21 protein-coding genes are annotated in these 24,924 nt (G+C 72.1%); 14 read left to right on the forward strand and 7 right to left on the reverse strand.

Features of this window, described 5'->3' with window-relative positions:
- Window positions 1-12: 12 nt before the first annotated feature.
- Window positions 13-2,958 carry an FAD-binding and (Fe-S)-binding domain-containing protein gene (locus tag ACWFR4_RS18105; protein WP_453653233.1) on the forward strand — a complete coding sequence of 982 codons (2,946 nt, stop codon included), beginning with the start codon at window positions 13-15 and terminating at the stop codon, window positions 2,956-2,958.
- Here the strand turns inward: ACWFR4_RS18105 and ACWFR4_RS18110 are convergent.
- Complete coding sequence (locus tag ACWFR4_RS18110; protein ID WP_453455770.1) at window positions 2,948-3,877, reverse strand: LysR family transcriptional regulator; 930 nt, start codon at window positions 3,875-3,877, stop codon at window positions 2,948-2,950. The genes ACWFR4_RS18105 and ACWFR4_RS18110 overlap by 11 nt on opposite strands.
- A 177-nt stretch (window positions 3,878-4,054) precedes the next feature.
- On the opposite strand from ACWFR4_RS18110, the gene ACWFR4_RS18115 reads away from it, so the two are divergent.
- The 10 genes from ACWFR4_RS18115 (at window position 4,055) to ACWFR4_RS18160 (ending at window position 14,772) form a co-directional block, all read left to right on the forward strand.
- Window positions 4,055-5,065: an EamA family transporter gene (locus ACWFR4_RS18115; protein WP_453653235.1), complete on the forward strand. Its 1,011-nt coding sequence runs from the start codon at window positions 4,055-4,057 to the stop codon at window positions 5,063-5,065.
- A 259-nt stretch (window positions 5,066-5,324) separates the two neighbouring features.
- Complete coding sequence (locus tag ACWFR4_RS18120) at window positions 5,325-6,119, forward strand: TIGR03084 family metal-binding protein (RefSeq protein WP_453467669.1); 795 nt, start codon at window positions 5,325-5,327, stop codon at window positions 6,117-6,119.
- Window positions 6,116-7,864, forward strand: a complete 1,749-nt coding sequence (locus ACWFR4_RS18125) for an acyclic terpene utilization AtuA family protein (protein WP_453653237.1) — start codon at window positions 6,116-6,118, stop codon at window positions 7,862-7,864. Before ACWFR4_RS18120 ends, ACWFR4_RS18125 begins: the two co-directional genes overlap by 4 nt.
- Window positions 7,861-9,459, forward strand: coding sequence for an acyl-CoA carboxylase subunit beta (locus ACWFR4_RS18130; RefSeq protein ID WP_453653239.1), 1,599 nt, complete (start codon window positions 7,861-7,863; stop codon window positions 9,457-9,459). The genes ACWFR4_RS18125 and ACWFR4_RS18130 overlap by 4 nt, the downstream gene beginning before the upstream one ends.
- A 17-nt stretch (window positions 9,460-9,476) precedes the next feature.
- Entirely contained in the window at window positions 9,477-11,336 is a 1,860-nt protein-coding gene (locus tag ACWFR4_RS18135; RefSeq protein WP_453653361.1) for an acetyl/propionyl/methylcrotonyl-CoA carboxylase subunit alpha, read from the forward strand.
- A complete protein-coding gene (locus ACWFR4_RS18140) occupies window positions 11,333-12,502 on the forward strand; it encodes an acyl-CoA dehydrogenase family protein (protein WP_453467663.1) in 1,170 nt (389 codons plus the stop codon). The genes ACWFR4_RS18135 and ACWFR4_RS18140 overlap by 4 nt, the downstream gene beginning before the upstream one ends.
- A 292-nt stretch (window positions 12,503-12,794) precedes the next feature.
- Complete coding sequence (locus ACWFR4_RS18145) at window positions 12,795-13,046, forward strand: DUF6400 family protein (RefSeq protein WP_453467661.1); 252 nt, start codon at window positions 12,795-12,797, stop codon at window positions 13,044-13,046.
- Window positions 13,030-13,269, forward strand: a complete 240-nt coding sequence (locus ACWFR4_RS18150) for a hypothetical protein (protein ID WP_227295432.1) — start codon at window positions 13,030-13,032, stop codon at window positions 13,267-13,269. The genes ACWFR4_RS18145 and ACWFR4_RS18150 overlap by 17 nt, the downstream gene beginning before the upstream one ends.
- Before the next feature lie 166 nt (window positions 13,270-13,435).
- Window positions 13,436-14,182: an enoyl-CoA hydratase family protein gene (locus ACWFR4_RS18155; protein ID WP_453653241.1), complete on the forward strand. Its 747-nt coding sequence runs from the start codon at window positions 13,436-13,438 to the stop codon at window positions 14,180-14,182.
- Window positions 14,170-14,772: a TetR/AcrR family transcriptional regulator gene (locus ACWFR4_RS18160; RefSeq protein ID WP_266671673.1), complete on the forward strand. Its 603-nt coding sequence runs from the start codon at window positions 14,170-14,172 to the stop codon at window positions 14,770-14,772. The genes ACWFR4_RS18155 and ACWFR4_RS18160 overlap by 13 nt, the downstream gene beginning before the upstream one ends.
- A gap of 87 nt (window positions 14,773-14,859) precedes the next feature.
- Here ACWFR4_RS18160 and ACWFR4_RS18165 read toward each other — a convergent pair whose 3' ends face one another.
- On the reverse strand, window positions 14,860-15,990 hold the full coding sequence (locus ACWFR4_RS18165; protein WP_453653243.1) for a citrate synthase 2: 1,131 nt from the start codon (window positions 15,988-15,990) through the stop codon (window positions 14,860-14,862).
- A 427-nt stretch (window positions 15,991-16,417) separates the two neighbouring features.
- On the opposite strand from ACWFR4_RS18165, the gene pdxH reads away from it, so the two are divergent.
- Complete coding sequence (gene pdxH / locus ACWFR4_RS18170) at window positions 16,418-17,056, forward strand: pyridoxamine 5'-phosphate oxidase (RefSeq protein ID WP_453467671.1); 639 nt, start codon at window positions 16,418-16,420, stop codon at window positions 17,054-17,056.
- Between the two features lie 15 nt (window positions 17,057-17,071).
- Here pdxH and ACWFR4_RS18175 read toward each other — a convergent pair whose 3' ends face one another.
- Both ACWFR4_RS18175 and ACWFR4_RS18180 read right to left on the reverse strand, forming a co-directional pair.
- Complete coding sequence (locus ACWFR4_RS18175) at window positions 17,072-17,932, reverse strand: alpha/beta fold hydrolase (protein WP_453653245.1); 861 nt, start codon at window positions 17,930-17,932, stop codon at window positions 17,072-17,074.
- Window positions 17,933-18,505: 573 nt separating this feature from the next.
- Window positions 18,506-19,198 carry a metal-dependent transcriptional regulator gene (locus ACWFR4_RS18180; RefSeq protein ID WP_372564152.1) on the reverse strand — a complete coding sequence of 231 codons (693 nt, stop codon included), beginning with the start codon at window positions 19,196-19,198 and terminating at the stop codon, window positions 18,506-18,508.
- Between the two features lie 203 nt (window positions 19,199-19,401).
- On the opposite strand from ACWFR4_RS18180, the gene ACWFR4_RS18185 reads away from it, so the two are divergent.
- The gene (locus ACWFR4_RS18185; RefSeq protein ID WP_326712441.1) at window positions 19,402-20,157 is read left to right on the forward strand and encodes an SIS domain-containing protein; all 756 of its coding nucleotides are present in this window, start codon (window positions 19,402-19,404) and stop codon (window positions 20,155-20,157) included.
- A 14-nt stretch (window positions 20,158-20,171) separates the two neighbouring features.
- On the opposite strand, the gene ACWFR4_RS18190 is transcribed toward ACWFR4_RS18185, so the two are convergent.
- The 3 genes from ACWFR4_RS18190 to ACWFR4_RS18200 all read right to left on the reverse strand — a co-directional run bounded on the left by ACWFR4_RS18190 (window position 20,172) and on the right by ACWFR4_RS18200 (window position 23,499).
- Window positions 20,172-21,578, reverse strand: coding sequence for a PAS domain-containing protein (locus ACWFR4_RS18190; RefSeq protein WP_453468587.1), 1,407 nt, complete (start codon window positions 21,576-21,578; stop codon window positions 20,172-20,174).
- 471 nt (window positions 21,579-22,049) lie between these two features.
- Window positions 22,050-22,925, reverse strand: a complete 876-nt coding sequence (purU, locus tag ACWFR4_RS18195) for a formyltetrahydrofolate deformylase (RefSeq protein ID WP_453468586.1) — start codon at window positions 22,923-22,925, stop codon at window positions 22,050-22,052.
- A gap of 73 nt (window positions 22,926-22,998) precedes the next feature.
- Complete coding sequence (locus ACWFR4_RS18200) at window positions 22,999-23,499, reverse strand: SCO4402 family protein (protein ID WP_116512416.1); 501 nt, start codon at window positions 23,497-23,499, stop codon at window positions 22,999-23,001.
- Between the two features lie 117 nt (window positions 23,500-23,616).
- On the opposite strand from ACWFR4_RS18200, the gene ACWFR4_RS18205 reads away from it, so the two are divergent.
- Window positions 23,617-24,912 carry an ABC transporter substrate-binding protein gene (locus ACWFR4_RS18205; protein ID WP_453653247.1) on the forward strand — a complete coding sequence of 432 codons (1,296 nt, stop codon included), beginning with the start codon at window positions 23,617-23,619 and terminating at the stop codon, window positions 24,910-24,912.
- Window positions 24,913-24,924: the final 12 nt, after the last annotated feature.

A 24,924-nucleotide genomic window follows, 5' to 3' on the forward strand; every position in this document is an offset into this window, starting at 1 on the left:
ATGCTGGGAGGCATGGCTGCCAGCGTGGGAAACCAGGACCGGGAAGGTATCGCGAGGGCGTTGCGCGGCGTCGTGCGCGGGGAGGTCGACTTCTCCGCGGCCGCGCGGGCCCTGATGACCATGGACGCGTCGAACTACCGGAGAGTTCCCGTCGGCGTCGTGGCGCCGCGCGACGCCGATGACGTGACGGCCGTGCTCGCGGTCTGCCGGGAGCACGGGGTGCCGGTCGTGGCGCGCGGGGGCGGTACGTCGATCGCGGGGCAGGCGACCGGGACGGGCGTCGTCATGGACTTCACGCGGCACATGAACCGGATTGTGGACGTTGATCCGGACACGCGAACTGCCGTGGTGCAGCCGGGAGTTGTGCTCGACCGGCTTCAGGAAGCGGGCGCGCCGCACGGTCTGCGGTTCGGGCCCGACCCGTCCACGCACAGTCGGTGCACGCTCGGCGGGATGATCGGGAACAACTCGTGCGGGTCGCATTCGGTGGCCTATGGAACGACAGCTGACAATATCTGTTCTCTGTCATCTGTCATCTGTCAATCCAACGGTGATATTCGTCAGCGCACCCTGGCCCGCGGCTGGCAAGGCGCCCCCGACGCCCTCCGCCCGCTGATCGAGGGCGAGTTGGCGCTCCTGCGCACCGGATTCCCCGACCTGCCCCGCCGTATCTCCGGGTACGCCGCCGACGCCCTCCTTCCCGAGAACGGTGTCGACCTCGCCCGTTTCCTCTGCGGCACCGAAGGCACCCTCGGCATCGTCACCGAGGCGACCGTCCGGCTCGTCGAGTCGCCACGCGCGCGTGCCCTCGGGGTACTCGCCTACGCCGACGAGAGCGCCGCCGCCGAGGCCGCCGCGGGGCTCCTGCCGCACGGGCCGCTCACCGTGGAGGGCATGGCCGCCGACCTCGTACGGGAACAGGCCGGCCTGCCGAAGGGCGGCGCCTGGCTGTTCGTCGAGACCGGCGGCGACACCCCGGCACAGGCGCGCGCGCATGCCGAGGCGATCGTGCGGGCCGCGGCCGACGGCACGACGGACTCCCTCATCGTCGACGACCCCGCGGGCCAGCGCGCCCTGTGGCGCATCCGCGAGGACGCCTCCGGCACCGCGACCCGCATGCCCGACGGCACCGAGGCGTGGCCCGGCTGGGAGGACTGCGCCGTGCCGCCCGCCCGCCTCGGCCCGTATCTGCGGGACTTCCGGGGGCTCCTGTCGCAGCACGGCCTGCGCGGTACCCCGTACGGGCACTTCGGCGACGGCTGCATCCACGTACGCATCGACTTCGACCTGCTCGGCGAGACCGGCGTGCGGCGCTTCCGGCACTTCTCCGAGGATCTCGCCGAACTCGTCGTCGCGCACGGCGGATCGCTGTCCGGGGAGCACGGCGACGGGCTGGCCCGCGCCGAACTCCTGCCGAAGATGTACGGGCCCGAGCTGGTGGACCTCTTCGGGCGGATCAAGGACGTGTGGGACCCGGAGGGCCTCCTCAATCCCGGGGTCCTCGTGCGCCCCGCCCGCCTCGACGAGAACCTGCGCTTCGCCGTGCTGCCGCGCGGCCCCGTCGACGTCGAGTTCGCCTACCCGCACGACGGCGGCGATTTCTCCGCCGCCGTACGCCGCTGCGTGGGCGTCGCCAAGTGCCGTACGGAATCGGCCCCTTCAGGTGGTGTCATGTGCCCGTCGTTCCGGGTGACCGGCGAGGAGGCGCACTCCACGCGCGGGCGCGCGCGTCTGCTGCACGAGATGCTCGCCGGTGAGGTGGTCACGGACGGCTGGCAGTCCACGGAGGTACGGGACGCGCTCGACCTGTGCCTGTCGTGCAAGGGGTGCCGTACGGACTGTCCGGTCGGCGTCGACATGGCCACGTACAAGGCGGAGTTCCTGCACCACCACTACGAAGGCCGCAGGCGGCCCGCGGCGCACTACTCCATGGGGTGGCTGCCGCGCTGGCTGCGTCTCGTGCAGCACGCGCGAGCGGCGGGCGTCGTCAACACCCTCGCGCGGGTGGGGCCGTTGGCCGCTCTCGGCAAGCGGCTCGGCGGGATCGCCTCGGAGCGGAGGATTCCGCGGGTGGCCCCCGAGACGTTCAGCGCGTGGTGGCGGCGGGATCTGCGGCGAAGGGTGCAAGTGGCCCGGCGGGGTGGTGCGGCACGGTTCGGCGGCGACGGGCCCGAGGTGGTCCTGTGGCCGGACACGTTCACGGAGCACCTCGCGCCGCAGGTCGGACGGGCCGCCGTGCGGGCCCTCGAAGAGGCGGGGCTCTCCGTCCTGCTGCCCCCGACGCGTGTCTTCGACTACAGGCCGGACGGGCTCGCGGCGGTCGTCGGGCTCCTCCCGTCGCGCCGCGGCCGCGTCTGTTGCGGCCTCACCTACGTCTCCACGGGCCAGCTCGACCGCGCCCGCGCCGTCCTGCACCGCACCCTCGACCTGATGCGGCCGGTCATCGACTCGGGCCTGCCCGTCGTCGTCCTGGAGCCGAGCTGCGCCGCAGCGCTGCGCACCGATCTGCCGGAACTGCTGCCCGACGAACCCCGCGCCCGCCGCCTCGCCGACTCCGTACTGACATTTGCCGAGGCCCTGGAGCGGTTCGCCCCGCACTGGGACCCGCCCCGCGTCGACCGCCCCGCCGTCGGCCAGACCCACTGCCACCAGCACGCGGTCCTCGGCGACGCCGCCGAGCGACGCCTGCGCCAAAGGGCGGGCCTGGACGGCGAGTTGAGTGGCGGCTGCTGCGGCCTCGCGGGCAACTTCGGCTTCGAGGAGGGGCATTACGACGTGTCGGTGGCCTGCGCGGAGGAGCAGCTTCTGCCGGCCGTCCGCGCCGCCGACAGCGGGGCGGTGGTCCTCGCGGACGGCTTCTCGTGCCGCACGCAGCTGGAGCAGCTGGAGCGGGAAGGGGGCCGGCCGGGGCGGCACCTGGCGGAGGTCCTCGCGGAGGCGCTGGGGATCACTCCGTAGGGCGCGCTCCGTCGGACGGCACGACTTCATGGGCGAGTTCGACCAGGTCCCGTACGGCGGGGTGGCGTGGGCCGTCGCGCCAGGCGAGGGCGACGGGCAGGTCGGGGGCGTCGGTCAGCGGGACGTAGACGACGCCCGGGTGCGGGTGCATCCCGGGAGTGGCCGTCGTCGTGACGCCCACCGCGCGGTCGGCCGCGATGGCCGCGAGCCAGTCGTCCGTGTTCGCCACGGTGATCGTCGCGGTGGGGCGGGCGGCGGGCGGCCAGAGGTCGAGGGCGGTGGTGCCGGAGACGGTGTTCACGGCGATGGTGTGGCCGGAGAGGTCGGCGAGAGTGAGCGCGCTGCGCGCGGCGAGGGGGCTGTCGGACGGTACGGCCGCGACCCGGCTCTCCGTGTGCAGGAGCTCGGTGACCAGGCCCGGCGCGTCCACGGGCCCGCGCAGCAGCGCGACGTCGACGGCGCCGCGGGTCAGTCCGGCCGTGCGGTCGTCGATGCGCAGGAGTTCGAGCGGCACGTCCGGGTACCGCTCACGCCAGCGCCGCAGCAGGGGCGTGGTGTACGGGCCCGCCGCCGACCAGGCGTGCCCGAGCCGCAGCGGGCGCCGCACGGCGCGGACGGAGTCCAGGGCGTCCTCGAACGCGGCGACGGCGGCCGCCGCGCTCTCCTGGAAGGCGCGCCCTTCGGAGGTCAGGGCGAGGTGGTGGGTGGAGCGGTCGACGAGCCGTACGCCGAGCGCGTCCTCGAGGGTCGCGAGGGTGCGCGAGACGGCGGGCTGGGTGAGGCGGAGTCGGGCGGCGGCGCGTGTGACGTTGCCCTCCTCGGCGATGGCGAGGAAGCAGCGCAGATGGCGCAGCTCCAGCGAGTGGAGGGCATACGGACCGCTCATGCCTGCGGAGCATAACGGGAGCACAGTCGGCATTTCACGGACCGCGCGCGGCGGTCTTAGCGTGGCAGGTGGGCTTGCGTCGCACCGGAAGTGCAGACGGTGGAACGTCAGCCGTAAAGGGGTCCACGATCATGACTTGGTGTACTACCTTGGACGGTGGAGTCCACCCTATTGAACTGTGGGGGTGGCGGTGAAGGGGAAGGCTCAGACGTGAACGTCTCACGGACCGACCGGGCGGCGACCGGCGCCGACGCGGCGGCCGCCGCGCTGGTGCAGCCGGCGGTGGCGGTGGTGCAGCCGGAGGTGGCAGGCGCTCCCGCCGCACCCGGGGGTGCGCCGAACGGCTCCCGCTGGGGCGCGCTCGGCCCGGTCGGACTCGTGCTCGGCGGCTGTGTGTCGGTGCAGTTCGGCGCGGCCGTCGCGGTCACCCTGATGCCGCGTGCCGGTGCGGTCGGCGTGGTCACCCTGCGGCTCGTGTTCGCCGCGATCGTGCTGCTCATCGTGTGCCGGCCGAAACTGCGCGGTCACTCGCGCGCCGACTGGGGCACCGTCGTCGCCTTCGGCGTCGCCATGGGCGGCATGAACATGCTCTTCTATCAGGCGGTGGAGCGGATCCCCCTGGGCCCGGCCGTCACCCTCGAGGTGCTCGGCCCGCTCGCCCTGTCGGTCTTCGCCTCCCGCCGCCTGGTCAACGCCATCTGGGCCGGCCTCGCGCTCTGCGGCGTCTTCCTCCTCGGTGGGGGCGGCTTCGGCGGACTCGACCTGGTCGGCGCGGCCTTCGCCGTCTCGGCGGGCGGCATGTGGGCGACGTACATCATCTTCAGCGCCCGTACGGGGCGCAGGTTCCCGCAGGCGGACGGGCTCGCCCTCGCGATGGCGGTCGCGGCCGTGCTCTGCCTGCCGCTCGGCATCGCGGAGTCCGGCTCGAAGCTCGTCGTGCCGACGACGCTGGTCCTCGGCGCGGCCGTCGCCGTCATGTCCTCGGTCCTCCCGTACACCCTCGAACTCCTCGCGCTGCGCCGCATGCCCGCGTCCACCTTCGCGGTCATGATGAGCCTCGAACCGGCCATCGCCGCGCTCGCCGGATTCCTCATCCTCGACCAGGCCATGTCCGCCCTCGGCGCCCTGGCGATCGCTCTGGTCATCGCGGCCAGCATCGGCGCGGTGCGCACACAGGTGGGCCGGGGGCGGGCGAAGATGCCCGAACCGGAGGCCAAGTAGGTGCCCGCGCCGGAGGACAAGAGAATGCCCGCGCCGGAGACCGAGTAGGCCGAAGCGGGCCGAAGTAGGCCGAGCGTCAGGCTGGTTGACGCTCGGGTGCGGCGGACGTCGGTGGAGGGCTGAGCAGAGCCCCCCGACGTCCGCCGCACCCGTTTTGTATCGCCTCCCCCTGGCCAATTTTCATACAAGCACGCTTGATTGTTTATCCGGGCACTGCCATGCTCCGGGGCACGCCGTCGTGCCCCGAGGGGAGCGCATCGTGTCCGACCCGTTGACCGTGCTCGAGGATCTGCGCAGTGAGAGCGCCGAACTCGACCGGATCGTCAGTGAACTGAGCGAGGACCGATGGGCCCTCGCCACGCCGGCGCCCGGCTGGAGCGTGGCCCACCAGATCGCGCATCTGGCCTGGACCGACCACTCCGCCCTGCTCGCCGTCACGGACGCCGACGCGTTCGCCGCCCTCGTCAGGGACGCCGTCGCCGCGCCCGACGCCTTCGTCGACGCCGGAGCGGAGGAGGGCGCCACGCTGCCGCCCGCCGAACTGCTCGCCCGCTGGCGCGCGGGCCGCGAGGAACTGCTCCGGGCCCTGGTCGCCGCCCCCGCGGGAACGCGTTTCCCCTGGTACGGGCCGCCCATGTCCGCAGCCTCCATGGCGACGGGACGCCTCATGGAGACCTGGGCCCACGGGCAGGACGTGGCCGACGCGCTGGGCGTCGAACGCAAGCCCAGCGACCGGCTGCGGCATGTGGCCCGCATCGGGATCCGGGCCCGCGACTTCGCCTTCGCCGTACGCGGGCTGACCCCGCCCGCCGAGGAGTTCCGCGTCGAACTGACCGCCCCCTCCGGCGACCTGTGGACGTACGGGCCCGAGGATGCGGCGCAGCGCGTGACGGGATCCGGGCTCGACTTCTGCCTGCTGGTGACGCAGCGGGCGCATCGCGACGACGTCGACGTACGGGCAGAAGGCGCCGACGCCGACCGGTGGCTGGACATCGCCCAGGCCTTCGCGGGACCGCCGGGACCGGGGCGTGAGGCGAAGGGGGCCGGGCGGTGACCGAGGACGTACTGCGCATAGGCAACGCCTCCGGCTTCTACGGCGACCGCTTCGACGCCCTGCGCGAGATGCTCGAAGACGGCCCCCTCGACGTCCTGACCGGCGACTACCTCGCCGAACTGACCATGCTCATCCTGGGCCGCGACCGCCTGAAGGACCCCGCGCGCGGCTACGCCCGCACGTTCCTGCGCCAGCTGGAGGAGACACTCGGCCTGGCGCTCGACCGGGGCGTGCGGATCGTCGCGAACGCGGGCGGGCTCAACCCGGCCGGACTCGCCGACGCCGTACGGGAGTTGGCGGGTCGGCTCGGCCTCCACGCACGCGTGGCGCATGTCGAGGGCGACGATCTCTCCCCGGGTGGGCGCTTCCCGGGCGCCCTCACCGCCAACGCCTACCTCGGCCGCGCCGGGATCACCGCCTGTCTCGCCGCCGGCGCCGACATCGTGGTCACCGGCCGCGTCACCGACGCCGCCCTGGTCACCGGGCCCGCGGCCTGGCGCTTCGGGTGGGAGCAGGACGCGTACGACCGGCTCGCGGGGGCCGTCGTCGCCGGGCACATCCTGGAGTGCGGGACCCAGGCGACGGGCGGCAACTACTCCCGCTTCGCCGGGCGGGCCCGCGACCTGCGGCGCCCCGGTTTCCCGCTCGCCGAACTCCACGCGGACGGCTCCTGCGTCATCACCAAGCACCCCGGCACGGGCGGGCTCGTGACCGTGGGGACGGTGACGGAACAGCTCCTCTACGAGACCGGCGGCGCCCGGTACGCCGGACCCGACGTGACGGCGAGGCTGGACACCGTACGGCTCACGCAGGAGGCCCCGGACCGCGTCCGCGTCGACGGCGTACGAGGCGAGGCCCCGCCCCCCACCCTCAAGGTCGGCCTCAACCGGCTCGGCGGCTTCCGTAACGAGGTCGTGTTCGTGCTGACCGGTCTCGACATCGAGGCCAAGGCGGCGCTCGTACGGCAGCAGATGGACGAGGCGTTCGACCGTGCCAAGTCCCGCCCCGCGCAGGTGACGTGGGAGCTGGCGCGCACGGATCGGGCGGACGCGGACACCGAGGAGACCGCGAGCGCGCTGCTGCGGCTCGTCGTCCGGGACGGCGACGCGGACGCGGTGGGCCGCACCCTCAGCAGCGCCGCGATCGAACTGGCCCTCGGCAGCTACCCCGGCTTCCATGTGACGGCCCCGCCGGGCAAGGGCGCGCCGTACGGGGTGTTCGAGGCGGCGTACGTGGACCGGGGCGAGGTCGGGCACGTCGCCGTGCTGCCGGACGGGGAGCGGAAGGTGATCACGTACGACGGTGCCACCCGAGCCCTCGCGGACGTGGCCGCACCGCCCCTGCCCGCACCTCTGCCACCCGGCTCCATCCGGCGCGCTCCCCTCGGCCTCGTCGCGGGCGCCCGCAGCGGCGACAAGGGCGGGGACGCGAATGTGGGGGTGTGGGTGGACGGAGACGGAGACGGGGACGGAGGCGGCAACGGGGGCGGGGTCGGCGATGGGGACCAGGCCTGGCGGTGGCTCGTCCATGAACTGACAGCTGACAGATTTCAGAATCTGATATCTGAAAGTCGTCATCTGACAGTTGTCCGGCACGTGCTGCCCAACCTCCGTGCCCTCAACTTCACCGTCACCGGCCTCCTCGGCCAGGGCGTCGCCTCCCGGCACCGATTCGATCCTCAGGCCAAGGGGCTCGGCGAGTGGCTGCGCTCCCGCCATCTGGACATACCGGAGGTCCTGCTGTGACCGTTCTCGCCTCGGCCCTGGACGTCGGCGGTGCCGACTTCGCCGCTCACCGCGAGGTCATGCTCGGCAAGCTCGGCGCGCTCGACGCCGAGCACGCCAAGGCGCTCGCGGGCGGTGGTGAGAAGTACGTCCAACGGCACCGCAAGCGCGGCAAGTTGCTCGCCCGCGAACGCATCGAGCTGCTGCTCGACCCCGACACTCCCTTCCTCGAACTCTCCCCCCTCGCGGCCTGGGGCAGCGACTACACCGTCGGTGCCTCCCTCGTCACGGGGATCGGGGTCGTCGAGGGCGTCGAGTGTCTGGTCACCGCGAACGATCCGACGGTGCGCGGCGGAGCCAGTAATCCGTGGTCCCTGAAGAAGGCCCTGCGTGCCAACGAGATCGCGTTCGCCAACCGGCTGCCCTGCATCAGTCTCGTCGAGTCAGGTGGCGCCGACCTGCCGTCCCAGAAGGAGATCTTCATCCCGGGCGGCGGTATCTTCCGCGACATCACGCGCCTCTCCGCCGCCGGGATCCCCACCGTCGCCGTCGTCTTCGGCAACTCCACCGCCGGTGGCGCCTACATCCCCGGCATGTCCGACCACGTGATCATGGTCAAGGAGCGGGCGAAGGTCTTCCTCGGCGGGCCGCCCCTGGTGAAGATGGCGACCGGCGAGGAGAGTGACGACGAGTCGCTCGGCGGTGCCGAGATGCACGCCCGTACGTCCGGGCTCGCCGACTACTTCGCGCTCGACGAGCGGGACGCGATCCGGCAGGCCCGCCGCGTCGTAGCCCGCCTCAACCACCGCAAGGCGTACGGGGATCCACAGCTTGTGGAGCCGCCCAAGTACGACAGCGACGAGCTCCTCGGCATCGTGCCCGGCGACCTCAAGGTCCCCTTCGATCCGCGCGAGGTCATCGCCCGGATCGTGGACGGCTCCGACTTCGACGAGTTCAAGCCGCTGTACGGGTCGAGCCTCACGACCGGCTGGGCGTCGCTGCACGGCTATCCGATCGGCATCCTCGCCAACGCGCAGGGGGTCCTGTTCAGCGAGGAGTCGCAGAAGGCCGCGCAGTTCATCCAGCTGGCCAACCAGCGCGACATCCCACTCCTGTTCCTGCACAACACCACCGGCTACATGGTCGGCAAGGAGTACGAGCAGGGCGGCATCATCAAGCACGGCTCTATGATGATCAACGCCGTCAGCAACAGCCGTGTGCCCCACCTGTCCGTCCTCATGGGCGCCTCCTACGGCGCCGGGCACTACGGGATGTGCGGGCGGGCCTTCGACCCCCGCTTCCTGTTCGCCTGGCCGAGCGCCAAGTCGGCCGTGATGGGGCCGCAGCAGCTCGCCGGCGTCCTGTCGATCGTTGCCCGCCAGTCCGCTGCTGCCAAGGGGAAGCCTTACGACGACGAGGCGGACGCCGCGTTGCGGGCCATGGTGGAGCAGCAGATCGAGTCCGAGTCCCTGCCGATGTTCCTTTCCGGGCGGCTGTACGACGACGGGGTCATCGACCCGCGCGACACCCGGACCGTGCTCGGCCTGTGCCTGTCCGCGATCCACACGGCGCCCGTGGAGGGCGCACGCGGTGGATTCGGCGTGTTCCGGATGTGAGGCCCATGACCACGCGAATGATCACCTCTGTACTCGTCGCCAACCGCGGCGAGATCGCCTGCCGCGTCTTCCGTACCTGCGCCGAGCTGGGCATCCGGACCGTCGCCGTGTACTCGGACGCCGACGAGGACGCCCTCCACGCGCGCGTGGCCGATGCCGCCGTACGGCTGCCCGGGGCGTCGCCCGCCGAGACGTACCTGCGCGGCGACCTGATCGTGAAGGCGGCACTGGCCGCGGGCGCGGACGCCGTGCACCCCGGGTACGGGTTCCTGTCCGAGAACGCCGAATTCGCGCGGGCCGTCGTCGACGCGGGCCTGACCTGGATCGGCCCGCCGCCCGAGGCGATCGAGGCCATGGCGTCCAAGACGCGCGCCAAGGAACTCATGGGCATCGAGCCTCTGAAGACCGGTGACATCACGGCGGGAGACCTGCCCATCCTCGTGAAGGCGGCGGCCGGTGGCGGCGGGCGCGGCATGCGCGTCGTACGTGAACTGGCCGATCTGGACGAGCAGTTGGCCGCCGCCGGCGCGGAGGCGCTGAGTGCCTTCGGGGACGGTGAGGTGTTCGTCGAGCCGTACATCGAGGGCGGTCGGCACGTCGAGGTGCAGGTCATGGCCGACGCGCACGGCACCGTGTGGGCGCTCGGCACCCGTGACTGCTCACTCCAGCGGCGCCATCAGAAGGTCATCGAGGAGGCGCCCGCACCCGGTCTCACACCTGAACTCGAGACGTCTCTAAGGGAGATGGCCGTGCGGGCCGCTCGCGCCACCGACTACCGGGGCGCCGGGACCGTCGAGTTCCTCGTCGCCGGCGGCAAGGCGCACTTCCTGGAGATGAACACCCGCCTCCAGGTCGAACACCCCGTCACCGAAGCCGTGTTCGGCGTCGACCTCGTTGCGTTGCAACTGCGCGTCGCCGAGGGCGAGCCCCTGGACGAGGAGCCGCCCGCCGCGCGAGGCCACGCGGTCGAGGCCCGTCTGTACGCGGAGGACCCGGCCGCCGACTGGGCGCCGCAGACCGGCACGCTGCACCGGCTGTCCGTCCCGGAGGCCGTACGTCTGGACACCGGGTTCACCGACGGCGACCCGATCGGGGTGCACTACGACGCGATGCTCGCCAAGGTCGTCGCGCTCGCGCCGACCCGCGCCGAGGCACTGCGCAAGCTGGCGGGCGCCCTGGAGCGGGCCGTCGTGCACGGCCCGGTCACCAACAGGGAGCTGCTCGTACGGTCGCTGCGGCACGACGAGTTCATCGCGGGCGGCGCGGACACCGGGTTCTACGACCGGCATCTGGCCGCGCTCACGGCGCCGAGCCCGGACCCGTACGCACCGCTCGCCGCGGCCCTCGCGGACGCGCACGGCCGGTCCCGGTTCGGCGGCTGGCGCAATGTGGCGTCGCTGCCGCAGGTCAAGCACTACCGCACCGAACCCGACGGGACCGAGTACGAGGTGCGCTACCGGCACACCCGCGACGGTCTGGCCGCGGACGGTGTACGCGTCGTGCGCGCGACGCCGGCGCTCGTCGTGCTCGAAGTGGACGGCGTGGTGCAGAAGTTCGACGTCGCGGTGCACGGGGAGCGCGTGTACGTGAACGGTGCCGCACTCACTGCCTTGCCCCGCCTCCCTGAGCCCGCCGCGCGCCAGGAGCCGGGATCCCTCCTCGCGCCCATGCCCGGCACCGTCGTCCGGCTCGCCGAAGGCCTCGCCGAGGGCGTCACGGTCGCCGCGGGACAGCCCCTCATCTGGCTGGAGGCGATGAAGATGGAGCACCGCATCACCGCTCCCGCCTCCGGCACGCTCACCGCCCTGCACGCCGCGCCCGGCCGCCAGGTCGAGGTCGGCGCCCTGCTCGCCGTCGTACAGGAGGATCAGTCATGAACGCTCCCGTCCTCGAATCCGAGGAGCACCGGGCCCTGCGCTCCGCCGTCGCCGCTCTCGGCAGCCGCTTCGGACGCGACTACATGACCCGTGTCGTCCGTGAGGAGGGCCACCCCGAGGAGCTTTGGGCGGAGGCCGCGAAGCTCGGGTACCTGGGCGTGAACCTGCCCGAGGAGCACGGCGGCGGGGGCGGCGGCATGTACGAACTGTCGCTGGTACTGGAGGAGTTGGGTGCCTCCGGCGCGCCCTTGCTGATGATGGTCGTGTCGCCCGCGATCTGCGGCACTGTCATCTCCCGCTTCGGCACGCCCGAGCAGAAGGCGGCCTGGCTGCCGGGTCTCGCCGACGGCAGCCGCACGATGGCGTTCGGGATCACCGAGCCCGACGCGGGTTCCAACTCGCACCGCATCACCACCACCGCCCGCCGCGACGGGGACAGCGGCGACTGGATCCTCTCCGGGCGCAAGGTGTTCGTGTCCGGCGTCGACATAGCCGACGCCACCCTCATCGTGGGCCGCACCGAGGACGCGCGTACGGGCAGCCTCAAGCCGTGCCTGTTCATCGTGCCGCGCGACGCCGAGGGGTTCGGGCGGCGGCAGATCGACATGGAACTCCAGGCGCCGGAGAAGCAGTTCGAGCTCGTCATCGACGACGTACGGCTGCCGGCCGACGCGCTCGTCGGCGACGAGGACGCCGGCCTGCTCCAGCTGTTCGCGGGCCTCAACCCCGAGCGCATCATGACGGCCGCGTTCGCGATCGGCATGGGCCGCTTCGCGCTGGCCAGGGCCGTCGGGTACGCGAAGGAACGCAGCGTCTGGAAGTCGCCCATCGGCGCGCACCAGGCCATCGCGCACCCGCTCGCGCAGGCCCACATCGAGCTGGAGACGGCCCGCCTGATGATGCAGAAGGCAGCCCACCTGTACGACGCGGGCGACGACATCGGGGCGGGCGAGGCCGCGAACATGGCCAAGTACGCGGCAGCGGAGGCCTGCGTGCGGGCCGTCGACCAGGCGGTGCACACGCTGGGGGGCAACGGGCTCACCCGCGAGTTCGGCCTCGCCTCGCTCATCACGGCGTCCCGCGTGGCCCGCATCGCGCCGGTGAGCCGGGAAATGATCCTGAACTACGTGTCCCATCAGACCCTGGGACTGCCCAAGTCGTACTAGCGGCCTGAGCCGGAGATTCGGGCCCATGGGGGGTGTCCGGCGGATCATGGCCGGGCTCGCCCCGTGGGGCGCCGTGAAGTACGTCACAGTTCCGTCGGCGGATCGTGCCCCTCTCTTCGGGGCTGTCATCGGCAACGGCCCACCCCCGTAGGCGAATCCCGGGTTGCCCTGTCGACCGTCCGGGCGGTGTGTCGCCCCTGGCCGCGGCAGTGCAACTTAGGTAACCCTTTCCTGCGGCCGGGGGTGCCTGGTACTGATGGTCGGGTTCTGCTCAGCTCGTCGGGAGTCCGCCATGAACCAAGACAATTCCCTCGGCCTCATACCCTTCGCGATCGACCTGACCTTCGAGGAGGCCCGGCGCCGTGCCGAGGTCGTGGCCGCGCTCGGCCCCGACTGGGATCCGGTGGCCGTCCTGCGGGGCGAGGACGAGGCGCGCGCCCTCCTCTACTCGGGCCTGGACGCCGAGCAGCAGCGCACCTACGACCTTCTGGTGGCGGCCGGTGTCCTGCCGGGAGAGGAGCCGGGCCGTGCGTCTTCCCATTGATCCGCAGGCGGACATCGCCCGGCGAGCCTGGGTGGCCTGCCCCGTCTGCGACGACGCCCGCCACTGCACGCCCTGCGCGGACCGCCGCAACTGCCGCGAGCACTGGCGCTACCTGATCTCCAACCAGGGGCCGGTCCTCCACCTCCAGTGCCCGCAGTGCACCCATATGTGGTCCCTGAACACCCGGCCGGGCGTGACCGGGCCCGACGGCAGAACGCTCTGACCCGCGATCGGACGGCCGAGGCCTGATTCATGCAGGCACGCTTGATTGTTTCCGCGCCCGCTGCCACTCTCTGAACGTCGCACCCACGTGACCGGAGAGGGGCCTGAGGCCCGTGCCGCCGCGCCGCCTCGGGAAAGATCCTCCGCCGACAGCTCCGGGAGACATCGTGAGCACTGAAAAGACCCTGGTCCACTCCTCGCATGACCGCGGGATCACCACCCTCACCCTCGACTCCCCGGCCAACCGCAACGCCCTCTCGGCCGCACTCGTCGCCGAGCTGGCGGACGTGCTCACGGCGTGCGGCAAGGACGACGCCGTACGGGCCGTCGTCCTCACCCACACCGGCAACACGTTCAGCGCGGGCGCCGACCTGAAGTCCCCGCCCCCGCCGGCGGCCCTGGTCGCGGTCCTGCGGCAGATCGTCGCGCTCGACCGGCCCGTCGTCGCGCGGGTCGCCGGGCATGCGCGCGCGGGCGGGCTCGGCCTGCTCGGGGCCTGCGACATCTCGGCCGCCTCGCACGCCGCCTCGTTCGCGTTCACCGAGGTCCGCATAGGGGTCGCGCCCGCCGTCATCTCGCTGCCCCTGCTGCCCCGCACCGACCCGCGCGCCGTCGCCCGCTACTACCTGACGGGCGAGCGCTTCGACGCGGCGGAAGCGGTCCGCATCGGGCTCCTGACGACGGCGGGCGATGACGTCGACGCCGCCCTCGCCCCCGTCCTCGACGGGCTGCGCAGGTCGTCCCCGCAGGGCCTCACCGAGACGAAACGGCTGCTCACGGCTAAGGTGCTGGAGGCCTTCGACCGGGACGCGGCCGACCTGAGCGCGCTCTCGGCCCGGCTGTTCTCCTCCGCGCAGGCAAGCGAAGGGATGACGGCCTTCCTCGAACGACGGGATCCCGCATGGGTGCTGTGACCTCATCCGGTACGGCGGTGGAGCGCGCCCCCAAACAGGACCGCAGCCGCGCCACCCGCCGGCGGCTCCTCGAAGCGGCCGTGTCGTGCCTCGCCGAACACGGCTGGTCGGGCTCCACGGTCTCCGTCGTCGCCGAACGGGCCGGGGTCTCGCGCGGCGCCGCCCAGCACCACTTCCCGACCCGCGAGGACCTGTTCACGGCCGCCGTCGAGTACGTCGCCGAGGAGCGCTCGACCGCGCTGCGCGCCCTGCGCCCCCGCGGCCGCACCGAGGTCGTCGCCGCCCTCGTCGACCTGTACACGGGCCCGCTGTTCCGGGCCGCCCTGCACCTGTGGGTGGCGGCGTCGAACGAGCCGCAGCTGGGCGGCCGCGTCACCGAACTGGAGGCCCGCGTCGGCCGCGAGACCCACCGCATCGCCGTGGAGCTCCTGGCCGCCGACGAGTCGCACCCCGGCGTCCGCGAGACCGTGCAGGGGCTCCTCGACATGGCGCGCGGCCTCGGCCTCGCGAACCTCCTCACCGACGACGGGCCGCGCCGCGAGCGGGTCGTCGCGCAGTGGGCGGCGATTCTGGACGGGGCGCTGGGGTGACCGGGGGCAGGTGACGCGTGACAAACGGCGCCGCACGGAAATCCGTGCGACGCCGTTTGCCGTGCCTGAGCCTGACGGGGGTGATGCTCAGCCCGACATCTCCCCGTACCCCTCGATGTCGCGCGGGTCGCGGGTGCCCGGCCCGATGTAGCGGGCCGAGGGGCGTACGAGGCGGCCCGTGCGCTTCTGTTCCAGGATGTGCGCCGACCAGCCGGCCGTGCGGGCGCACGTGAACATCGACGTGAACATGTGCGCCGGGACCTCCGCGAAGTCCAGCATGATCGCCGCCCAGAACTCCACGTTCGTCGCCAGGACCCGGTCGGGCCTGCGGGCGTGCAGCTCCGCGAGGGCCGCCTTCTCCAGCGCCTCGGCGACCTCGAAGCGCGGCGCGCCCAGCTCGCGGGCCGTGCGCCGCAGCACGCGCGCGCGGGGGTCCTCGGCGCGGTACACACGGTGCCCGAAGCCCATGAGGCGCTCGCCCCTGTCGAGCGCCCGCCGGACGTACGCGTCCGCGTCGCCGGTGCGCTCGATCTCCTCGATCATGCCGAGGACGCGGGAGGGCGCGCCGCCGTGCAGAGGGCCCGACATGGCGCCGACGGCGCCCGAAAGGGCGGCCGCGACATCGGCGCCCGTCGAGGCGATGACGCGCGCGGTGAACGTGGAGGCGTTCATGCCGTGCTCGGCGGCACTCGTCCAGTACGCGTCGACGGCGGCGACATGCTTCGGGTCGGGCTCGCCGCGCCACCGCCTCATGAACCGCTCGACGACGGTGTCCGCCTTGTCGATCTCGTGCTGCGGCACCATCGGCCTGCCCTGCCCGCGGGCCGACTGGGCGACGTAGGAGAGGGCCATGACGGCGGCGCGGGCGAGGTCCTCGCGGGCCTGCGCCTCGTCGATGTCGAGCAGCGGTTTCAGGCCCCACACGGGCGCGAGCATGGCGAGCGCGGACTGTACGTCGACGCGGATGTCGCCGGAGTGGACGGGGATGGGGAACGGCTCGGCGGGCGGCAGGCCCGGGTTGAAGGCCCCGTCGACGAGCAGGCCCCAGACGTTGCCGAACGAGACCTTGCCGACCAGGTCCTCGATGTCGACGCCCCGGTACCGCAGGGCGCCGCCCTCCTTGTCCGGTTCGGCGATCTCCGTCTCGAACGCGACGACTCCCTCGAGGCCGGGCACGAAGCCGGGGGCACTGCCGGGGTCAAGACCGGGGTCGGACATCAGGCGGCTCCTCTGAATGTGTACGACTCTGCGTGTGTACGACTCTGCGTGTGTACGACGGAGGACCGCGGTGGTCGTGTGCGGTCCGCATGGACGTAACGGTTCTGCGGCGGTATTCGCCGGAATGCTCCGGACCGTACTGGCTCGGTCCGGCCCGTTCCGGCCTGTCCGGATCCGCGGTGGTGGCGCGGCTCCGGGGGCTCACGGGCCGGATCGGTCACCCCGGTGATGCCCCGTTCGGCAGGCGGTCACCCAACCGAAGGGGCGGCGGGACCGACGACGATATCCGCTGGTGCCACCCTTGGGGAGAGTACGCGGCACTCAGTGCCACCCAGTGATGAACTCCACGCGGCCGACTGCCCCACGCGTACGGCAGGATGACCGCGTGAGCGACCACGACCACCATGCACCCCAGAACCCCGCCGTCATGCGTGCGCAGTACCGCCCGCCGGGTGAGGGACTCCTGGAGGAGGACGTCCCCGCGCGTCCGATGGAACTGTTCGAGCTCTGGTTCAACGAGGCCACGCGGGCGCGCGGCGTCCTGTACGAGCCGAACGCGATGGTGGTCTCCACGGCGGACGCGGCCGGCCGGCCGAGCTCGCGGACCGTGCTGCTCAAGGCCTACGACGACCGGGGCTTCGTCTTCTACACGAACTACGGCTCCCGCAAGGCCCGCGACCTGGCGGCGAACCGCGAGATCGCGCTGCTCTTCCCCTGGCACCCGATGGCCCGCCAGGTCATCGTCTCCGGCATCGTCGCCCACACGAGCCGCGAGGAGACGGCCGCGTACTTCCGCTCCCGCCCGCGCGGCTCCCAGCTCGGCGCGTGGGCCAGCGCCCAGTCGCAGGTCCTCACCTCGCGCGCCGAACTCGACACCGCGTACGCCGAACTCGCCGAGCGCTACCCGGAGGGCGAGAAGATCCCGGTGCCCGACCACTGGGGAGGCTTCCGCGTCACCCCGCGCACGGTCGAGTTCTGGCAGGGCCGCGAGAACCGCCTCCACGACCGGCTGCGCTACGTCCACGAGCCGTCCGGCGCCTGGCGCGTCGAACGCCTCGGCCCCTGATCCCCGGGTCCGCCGCTACGAGGTGAGTACGCCGTCCAGGAAAGGCTCGATGGCGGAGCGCAGCGCCTCAGGCCGGTCGTAGTGGACGAGATGCCCGGCGTCCGCGATCTCCGCGTACTCGCCCCTGGGCAGGACGCGGACCATCTCCTGCGCCTCGGCGCGGCCCAGCTCGCCGTCGAGGCCGCGGACGACGAGGGCGGGGCAGCGGACCTGGGCCAGCTCCTCCCAGTGCGCGTCGTAGACCCAGGTGGCCCGGGAGACCAGCATCTGCCGGTGGTCGAACACGGGCCGCCAGCCGTCGGGGCTCTCCGCCATGACCTCGGCGTAGAACTCACCGCGCGAGGGCTGGGGCCGCTCCACCCACGGGTCGTCCTCGCCGAACCACTTCCGTACGTCGGCGAGCGTGGCGAAGGGCGAGGGCCAGGCGTCGAACCAGTCCTCCCACTCCCGCTGGGACGCCGCCCCGAGCGCGGAGGCCCGCATGTCGCAGATGATCACGGCGCGTACGAGGTCGGGGCGGCGCGCGGCGAGCTGCCAGGCGGTGAGCGCGCCCATGGAGTGGCCGATGACGACGGCGGGCGCGAGGCCGAGCTGGACGAGGGCGGCCTCGGCGTCCTGGATGTACGCCTCGCGGTCGTAGGGGCCTTCGAGGGGTTTCTGGCTCTGGCCGTGGCCGCGCTGGTCGAGCGCCACGGCACGGTGGCGCTCGGAGAGCCAGCGGGCGGTGCCCGCCCAGTGCGAGGCCCGGCCCATCAGGCCGTGCAGTAACAGCACTCCGGGGGACTGGTCGACCTCGCCCGTCTTGGGAGGGTCGGCGAATTCCCACGCGGCGAGACTCACGCCGCCCGCCCCGGTCACGTCGATGCGCCGCACCATAGGCCCTGGCACCCCCTTGTGGTCGCGCCTGCAGTCGCGTACCCGCGCACGTTATCGAACCCTTTTTCGAAAACGTGGTCGTTCTCGGCAATACCCCTCGTTCGAGTGACCTCGTTCAGGGATTGACCGCCGCCGTCGAGGGGAGATCTTCAGCGGGAGGCGGACCGCTCGGGGAAATCGGTCCGAAGGGGATGACCCTGGGAGCTCGGGGCTCCGGGTCAGCACAGGGGAGGACAGGCCCCGGCGCCGCAAGGCGCCGGGGCCCTCTGTCTGACTTCGCCCTGTCTGTCTACGCACTGTCTGGGTACGTCGGCACATCGTCCTGCCCCCTCCCCGCCCGTGCGGCCGGACCGGTGCGGACCCGAAACCGAGACGGTCAGGAGTCCTCAGGTCATATGCCTCTCGCGACAGCCTTGCACGCAAAACGTCCGCGCGCTGCGATTCCGCGCAGTGAATCTTGGTTTCTGCGAGAGTTCTCAGGGAATGCGGTGACGTCCCAACTGTGCCTGTGGGAACAGGAGTTGACGCGTCGGTAAGTTGCCCCGGGCCGGGCCGGGGCGTCCGGCGTCCAGCTCAGCGCTTGGCGACGAACACGTGCGAGGCGATGTCCGCCGCCAGCTCCGCCGCCTCACCGCTGCTGCCCACCAGGACCCCGCCCGGCGACGCCGTCACGCTGACCACGGAGCCCGGCTGGATGCCCGCACGCCGCAGTGTGTACATCAGCTGCGCGTCCGTCTGGATCGGCTCACCGATCCGGCGCACCACGACCGTCTTGCCGTCCGTGCCCGGGTCGAGATCGGCGAGGGACACCATGCCCTCGTCGAGGAACGGGTCCGCGCCGTCCTTCTCGCCCAGCTCCTCGAGCCCCGGGATCGGGTTCCCGTACGGCGACTCGGTCGGGTGCCGCAGCAGCTCGAGCACGCGGCGCTCGACCGCCTCGCTCATCACGTGCTCCCAGCGGCAGGCCTCCGCGTGCACCTGCTCCCACTCCAGGCCGATCACGTCGACGAGTAGACATTCGGCGAGGCGGTGCTTCCGCATCACGCGCGTGGCCAGCCGGCGGCCCTCGTCCGTCAGCTCCAGGTGGCGGTCCGTGGCCACGGCCACCAGGCCGTCGCGCTCCATACGGGCCACGGTCTGGCTCACCGTCGGGCCGCTCTGGTCCAGCCGCTCGGCGATCCGGGCGCGCATGGGGACCACACCTTCCTCTTCGAGCTCGAGGATGGTGCGGAGATACATCTCCGTGGTGTCGATCAGTCCGGACATACGTGCCCCTCGATTAGCTCTGCTAGCTCACCGCTAGCTCGTGCGCTGGCCCTGAACCCAATTCTGACGCATAGCGCTGACAACCGTGCCGCGCCGGGGGAACCGGGCTCCGTACGGCAGGAACGTATTGACAGGGCACTGGTCCGGACCGCAACGTGATGCGCGGCATGCGGGCAGTAAGGGACGACGAAGGGGCTCCGCCGATGAGCGACAGCAAGCTGGCCGGTCAGTACCTCGACGCCGCGATCGGCCTGCTGAGGCGGGTGCGCGACGAGGAGGACCGCAACATCGCGGCCGCCGGCACGCTCATCGCCGACACGGTCGCCGACGGCGGCCGGCTCTTCGCGTTCGGCGCGGGGCACTCCTCGCTCGCCGCCCAGGACGTCGTCTACCGCGCGGGCGGACTCGCCCTGATGAACCTGCTGTCCGTGCCCGGGGTCGTCGGTGTCGACGTCATGCCCGCCACGCTGGGCTCCGCCCTGGAACGCGTCGACGGGCTCGCGGGCGCCGTCCTGGACTCCAGCCCGGTCCGCGCGGGCGACACCCTCGTGATCATCTCGCTGTCCGGCCGCAACTCCCTGCCCGTGGAGATGGCCATGAATGCCCGTGCGCTCGGCCTGCGCGTGATCGGCGTGACGTCCGTGGCGTACGCCGAGGAGACGAAGTCCCGCCATGCGTCGGGGACGTTCCTCAAGGACCACTGCGACATCGTCCTCGACTCCAAGATCGAGGTCGGCGACGCAGAGCTCACGTACGACACCGTCGACGCCCCCTTCGGGCCTGCCTCCACGATGGTGGCCAGCGCCCTGATGCAGGCCACCATGGCGACGGCCGCGGCCGAGCTCGCCGACCGCGGCATCCAGCCGCCCCTCCTGCGCTCCGGGAACGTGGACGGCGGCCACGAGTGGAACGGCCGGATCTTCACCGAGTACGCCGACCGGATCTTCTACCGCCACTGACGCCAGGGGCGCGGCTACCGGTCGAGGACCCGCGCCAGGTCGAGCGTCCCGGCGATCCGGGCCGCGACGCTCTCCGCGTACATGGCGTCGGCCCGCTCGAACTGCGTACGGCTGGGCCCGCGCAGGAACGTCACCACGCCCAGCGTGCACGCCCGGCTGCGCAGCACCGTGCACAGGGCGTGCACCGTGCCCTCCGGCCACTGTCTGGTCTCGGCCCACTCGCGCGCCCGCGCCGCGTCACGCCCGCTCGCGCTCGCCCGGACCGAACCCGTGCGCTCCACGCACTGCAGCGCCGGGTGGCCCTCCGGATAGCGCACGGGCAGCGTCGTGCGCGACACCAGCAGGCTCGGCCCCGGCGCACCCGAAGGCGTCGCGGCCGCCCGCGCGAGGCGCACCGGACCCGTGCGGTCCCCGTCGGCGTCGCGCTCCGACCGGCCTGCCTGCTCGTCGCCGACGACCAGGTCGATCAGCGCGTGGTCGGCGAACCCGGCCAGCGCGAAGTCCAGATGGACGGTCGCCGCCTCCGCCGGGTCCTCGCACTCGGCGGCGGCCCGCGTGGCCCGGTGGAGCTGGTTGGCCCGGAACCGCAGCTGCGCCGCCTCCTGCTCCGTCCGCTTGGCCTCGGTGACGTCCTGGAACAGCCATCCCACGCCCAGCGGTACGGGTTCCTCGGCCAGCGGTGAGGCGAGCCGCACGAAGCCGCTGCGCCAGCACCTGCGCGCGTCGCCCTCCGGGAGCCGCACCGTCACCCACAGCTCGGCGGGGGCCGGCGGGGCGCCCTCCGCGAGCACATGGGCGAGCGCGCTCTCCAGCTCCTCGACGCCCTGCGAGATCAGGTCGCCGAGGGGGCGTCCGAGCAGCGCGGTGCGGCCGGAGCCGAGCGCCCGCGCGGCATGCACGTTCACGACGGCGGGCCGCAGGTCGGCGTCGACGAGGACGACTCCCCAGGACGCGTCCTCGAAGAGGGCCTCGCTCAGGGCGATCGACCGCTCCAGGTCGATCTGCGTGTGCACCTCGCTGAACGCGCAGTACAGCCCGGCCGGCTTGCCGTCGGGCCCGCGCACCGCGGCGGACTGCGTACGTACGAGGAGCCGCCCGCCGTCCTTGGTGAGCAGCGCGAACTCGTGGACCTGTCGGCCCGGCGCCCGCATCGCGGCCATCAGCCGGGCCTCGACCTCGTCGGCGTCGGCGGTGCGCACCGCCCATCCGGAGAACCCGCGCCGTCCCACGGCCTCGGCCGCGGACCAGCCGAGGATCCGCTCGGCCTCCCGGTTCCAATGGGTCACGACCCCGTCGGCGTCGAACGCGCAGAGCGCGGCGTCCATCCCGTCGAGCAACGCGGCAAGAAGATCGGCCCCGTCCCGCTGGGGCTCGTCGGGCCCGAGCTCGTCGGTGGCCCCACTACGCCGGGAAGCACTCACCTGGCACCCCCTGCAGGCTGTGTCCGCGTGTTCCGCACTTCAGATCATTCAACTCGAACGTGACGCAGCACACACGGAGTTCGGGGAAATCGTTGCGTCCCGGAGATCCGGGAGGAACCTTCCGTCCTTGATCACAGCCTACGACCTCGCACACGGGCCGAGCGGTGGGCCCGTTAATTCGCTTGAAGGCTCCCCGGACCCTTCTTAGAGTGGAGGTACACACGAAGGGAGGTGGTTCGGCAGATGTATGAATACCGGACGCGTGAGGTGACTGCGGGCTAGCAGCCCGGCGTCGCATCTCGGTTTCGGCGCCGGACCAGCACGCGAGAGCTGCGTGCAGCCGGCCCAATCCCAAGCAGTCGCCCGACCCGCGAGCCGCCGGTACGTCCGGCCGGCTTCCGCCCGTCTCGTACGGGAGGAGACCTGGCTCGCGGGTCGTCTGCGTGTGCGGACGGGCCCGGCTGCCTGAGATCAGGTGAAGACGACCGTCCGGCGCCCGTTCAGCAGGATCCGGCGCTCGGCGTGCCACTTCACGGCGCGGGCCAGTGCCTGGCACTCCACGTCGCGGCCGATCGCCACGAGCTGGTCCGGCGTCACGTCGTGGCCGACGCGCTCGACCTCCTGCTCGATGATCGGGCCCTCGTCGAGGTCGGCCGTCACATAGTGCGCGGTCGCGCCGATCAGCTTCACGCCCCGCGCGTGTGCCTGGTGGTACGGCTTGGCGCCCTTGAAGCTCGGCAGGAACGAGTGGTGGATGTTGATGATCCGCCCGCTGAGCTCCTTGCACATGTCGTCCGAGAGGACCTGCATGTAGCGGGCCAGGACGACCAGTTCGACACCCTCGGCGCGCACCAGGTCGAGGATCTGCGCCTCGGCCTCGGACTTGTTGTCCTTCGTCACCGGGATGTGGTGGAAGGGGATGTCGTACGACTTCACGAGCTCCGCGAAGTCCGTGTGGTTCGAGACGACCGCCGCGATGTCGACGGGCAGGGCGCCGATCCGGGCGCGGAACAGCAGGTCGTTCAGGCAGTGGCCGAACTTCGACACCATCAGGACGACGCGCATCCGATCCGAGGAGCGGTGGATCTGCCAGTCCATGTGGAAGGAGTCGCCGATCGCGGCGAAGCTGGCCCGCAGCTTCTCCGCCGTGACGGGCGCGTCCGCCGAGAAGTGGACCCGCATGAAGAACAGGCCCGTGTCGTGGTCGCCGAACTGCTGGCTGTCCTCGATGTTGCAGCCGGTCATGAAGAGATAGCTCGACACGGCGTGCACGATGCCCTGCTTGTCCGGGCAGGAGAGAGTCAGGACGTACTGCTCGCCGCCGGACGCGGGGGGCTGCTCATTCATGCAGGCAAGGGTCCCATACACGTACCCCCCGCCGGGCCGCCGTCCCGCTGTTCGGACGGCAGCCGCGCGGCGCTCAGGCCGCGCGCGTCATGATCCGCAGGACTTCGAGGGTGCGGGGCGCCGCGTCGGGGTCGTCGCCGTCGCTCGTGGCGAGCGCGACGTGCGCGTCCCGCGCGGAGTGCACCGCTTCCGGCCACGCGTGGTGGTCGAGATAGGCGGAGACGGGGGCGTCGGGCCCCACCTGGTGCATGATCCGCAGCACGCGCAGCACGGCGGTGTCGACGAGCTGCGCCTCCTGGGAGTCCCGGAAGATCGTGCCGACGTACTTCTCGGCGGACCAGTTGTCGAGCCAGGTGTCCTCGACGAGGCGGTACACGGCGTCGGTGACGTCCCCGAACCCGTCCACACCCGCGAGCCAGACGTTTCGCTGGAACGCGGGGTCGGAGAGCATGTGCAGCGCGGAGCGCACATTGCTGCGCCAGCGCCACCACGGCATGTCGTTGAGTGGCATGCCGCCCATGGTGGAGGAGCGACGGCCGCGACGGGAAGACTTCTCCGAGCTTTGCACGGTCATCGATCGTACGTGCTGTCCCCTTCGGCCCGTCCCGACCCCCGTAATTCACCTCAGCGTCACCGCACGTTGACCGCAGGTCACTCGCGGGTTAGGGATGCGGGGGAATCGTGCAGGTTCATGACTGGCCGGCGTCGCACCACCACCCCGCGCACCTCCCGCACCCTTCGTTCCACCGTGCTTTCGGCGGCGGTGTGGGCGGCTTGTGCGTCGCTCGCCGCCGGATGCGGACTCGTCTCCGACGTCACCGGGGGCTCCAAGGACCCCATCACGGTGATGACATGGGCGCCCGAGAAGACCCAGGCGACCAACATGCCCGGCATGCCCGCCATGGCACGCGCCTACGCGCGCTGGGTCAACGCCCACGGCGGCATCGGCGGCCGCGACCTCAGGGTCATCACCTGCAACGACAACAACGACACCGTGGGCGCCGCCCGCTGCGCCAGGGACGCCGTCGAGCAGAACGCCGTCGCGGTCGTCGGCTCCTACAGCCAGCACGCCCGCTCCTTCCTCGGGCCCCTGGAGTCCGCCGGCATCCCCTACATCGGCGGCTACGGCGTCACCGACGAGGAGTTCGCCAGCCCCCTGTCGTATCCGGTCAACGGCGGCCAGCCCGCCCTGATGGCCGGGAACGGCCGGCAGCTGGCCGCCGCGGGCTGCGACCGCACCTCGCTCGTGCGCCCCGACACCGTCGCCGGCGACCAGCTGCCGCTGCTCCTCGACACGGGCCTGTCCGCGGGCCGCAACCGCGCGTCCGACGTGCGCGCCGCCGAGGACGCCACCGACTACACGGAGCAGGCCCGCCAGGCGCTCGTGCGGGCCGGTGCCGACCCGATCGGGAAGGGCTGTGTCACGGCGGTCCTCGGCGACCGCACGGACACGTTCTTCGACTCGTTCCGCCGCACCCGCGACTCCTATCCGAAGGTGCGGATCTCGACCGTCCTCGGCAGCGTCGACCAGACGGTCATCGACCGCTCGGGCGGCAAGTCGGGCGTCTACGAAGGGGCGTACGTCACCGGCTGGTACCCGGTGGCGACCGACCGGCGGTGGGCGACGATGCGCAAGGTCATCAGCGAGCAGGCGTTCGGCGACAACCGGATCGACCCGGCGGACGCGGGCGTGCAGACGACATGGATCGCGTACACCGTCCTGAAGCAGGTCGTCGAGTCGCTCGGCGACGGTGACGTGACGGCGCGCACGGTGCGCGGGGCGCTCGACGGCGGCCTGAAGGTGCGCACCGGAGGGCTGACGCCGACGCTGAGCTGGCGCTTCGAGGACATGATCGCGGCCCGCGGCTTCCCGCGGCTCGTCAACGCCGACGTCACCTTCCAGGTGGTGCGCGACGGGCGGCTCGTGGCCGCGCGCCGCGGGCTCGTCGACGTGTCGAGGACGCTGGAGGCGACCCCCACGGGCTGATCCCGCTCAGCC

Source organism: Streptomyces sp. NPDC055140 (assembly GCF_053607285.1).

What these genes read in the sequence shown, in the direction of transcription:
- ACWFR4_RS18110 (WP_453455770.1), bottom strand. Translation starts at nt 3,877, where the DNA reads ATGCCGACTGTGCTCCCGTTATGCTCCGCAGGCATGAGCGGTCCGTAT.
- ACWFR4_RS18205 (WP_453653247.1), top strand. Translation starts at nt 23,617, where the DNA reads ATGACTGGCCGGCGTCGCACCACCACCCCGCGCACCTCCCGCACCCTT.
- ACWFR4_RS18140 (WP_453467663.1), top strand. Translation starts at nt 11,333, where the DNA reads ATGAACGCTCCCGTCCTCGAATCCGAGGAGCACCGGGCCCTGCGCTCC.
- ACWFR4_RS18185 (WP_326712441.1), top strand. Translation starts at nt 19,402, where the DNA reads ATGAGCGACAGCAAGCTGGCCGGTCAGTACCTCGACGCCGCGATCGGC.
- ACWFR4_RS18200 (WP_116512416.1), bottom strand. Translation starts at nt 23,499, where the DNA reads ATGACCGTGCAAAGCTCGGAGAAGTCTTCCCGTCGCGGCCGTCGCTCC.
- ACWFR4_RS18180 (WP_372564152.1), bottom strand. Translation starts at nt 19,198, where the DNA reads ATGTCCGGACTGATCGACACCACGGAGATGTATCTCCGCACCATCCTC.
- purU (WP_453468586.1), bottom strand. Translation starts at nt 22,925, where the DNA reads ATGAATGAGCAGCCCCCCGCGTCCGGCGGCGAGCAGTACGTCCTGACT.
- ACWFR4_RS18175 (WP_453653245.1), bottom strand. Translation starts at nt 17,932, where the DNA reads ATGGTGCGGCGCATCGACGTGACCGGGGCGGGCGGCGTGAGTCTCGCC.
- ACWFR4_RS18135 (WP_453653361.1), top strand. Translation starts at nt 9,477, where the DNA reads ATGATCACCTCTGTACTCGTCGCCAACCGCGGCGAGATCGCCTGCCGC.
- ACWFR4_RS18145 (WP_453467661.1), top strand. Translation starts at nt 12,795, where the DNA reads ATGAACCAAGACAATTCCCTCGGCCTCATACCCTTCGCGATCGACCTG.
- ACWFR4_RS18105 (WP_453653233.1), top strand. Translation starts at nt 13, where the DNA reads ATGGCTGCCAGCGTGGGAAACCAGGACCGGGAAGGTATCGCGAGGGCG.
- ACWFR4_RS18160 (WP_266671673.1), top strand. Translation starts at nt 14,170, where the DNA reads ATGGGTGCTGTGACCTCATCCGGTACGGCGGTGGAGCGCGCCCCCAAA.
- pdxH (WP_453467671.1), top strand. Translation starts at nt 16,418, where the DNA reads ATGCGTGCGCAGTACCGCCCGCCGGGTGAGGGACTCCTGGAGGAGGAC.
- ACWFR4_RS18165 (WP_453653243.1), bottom strand. Translation starts at nt 15,990, where the DNA reads ATGTCCGACCCCGGTCTTGACCCCGGCAGTGCCCCCGGCTTCGTGCCC.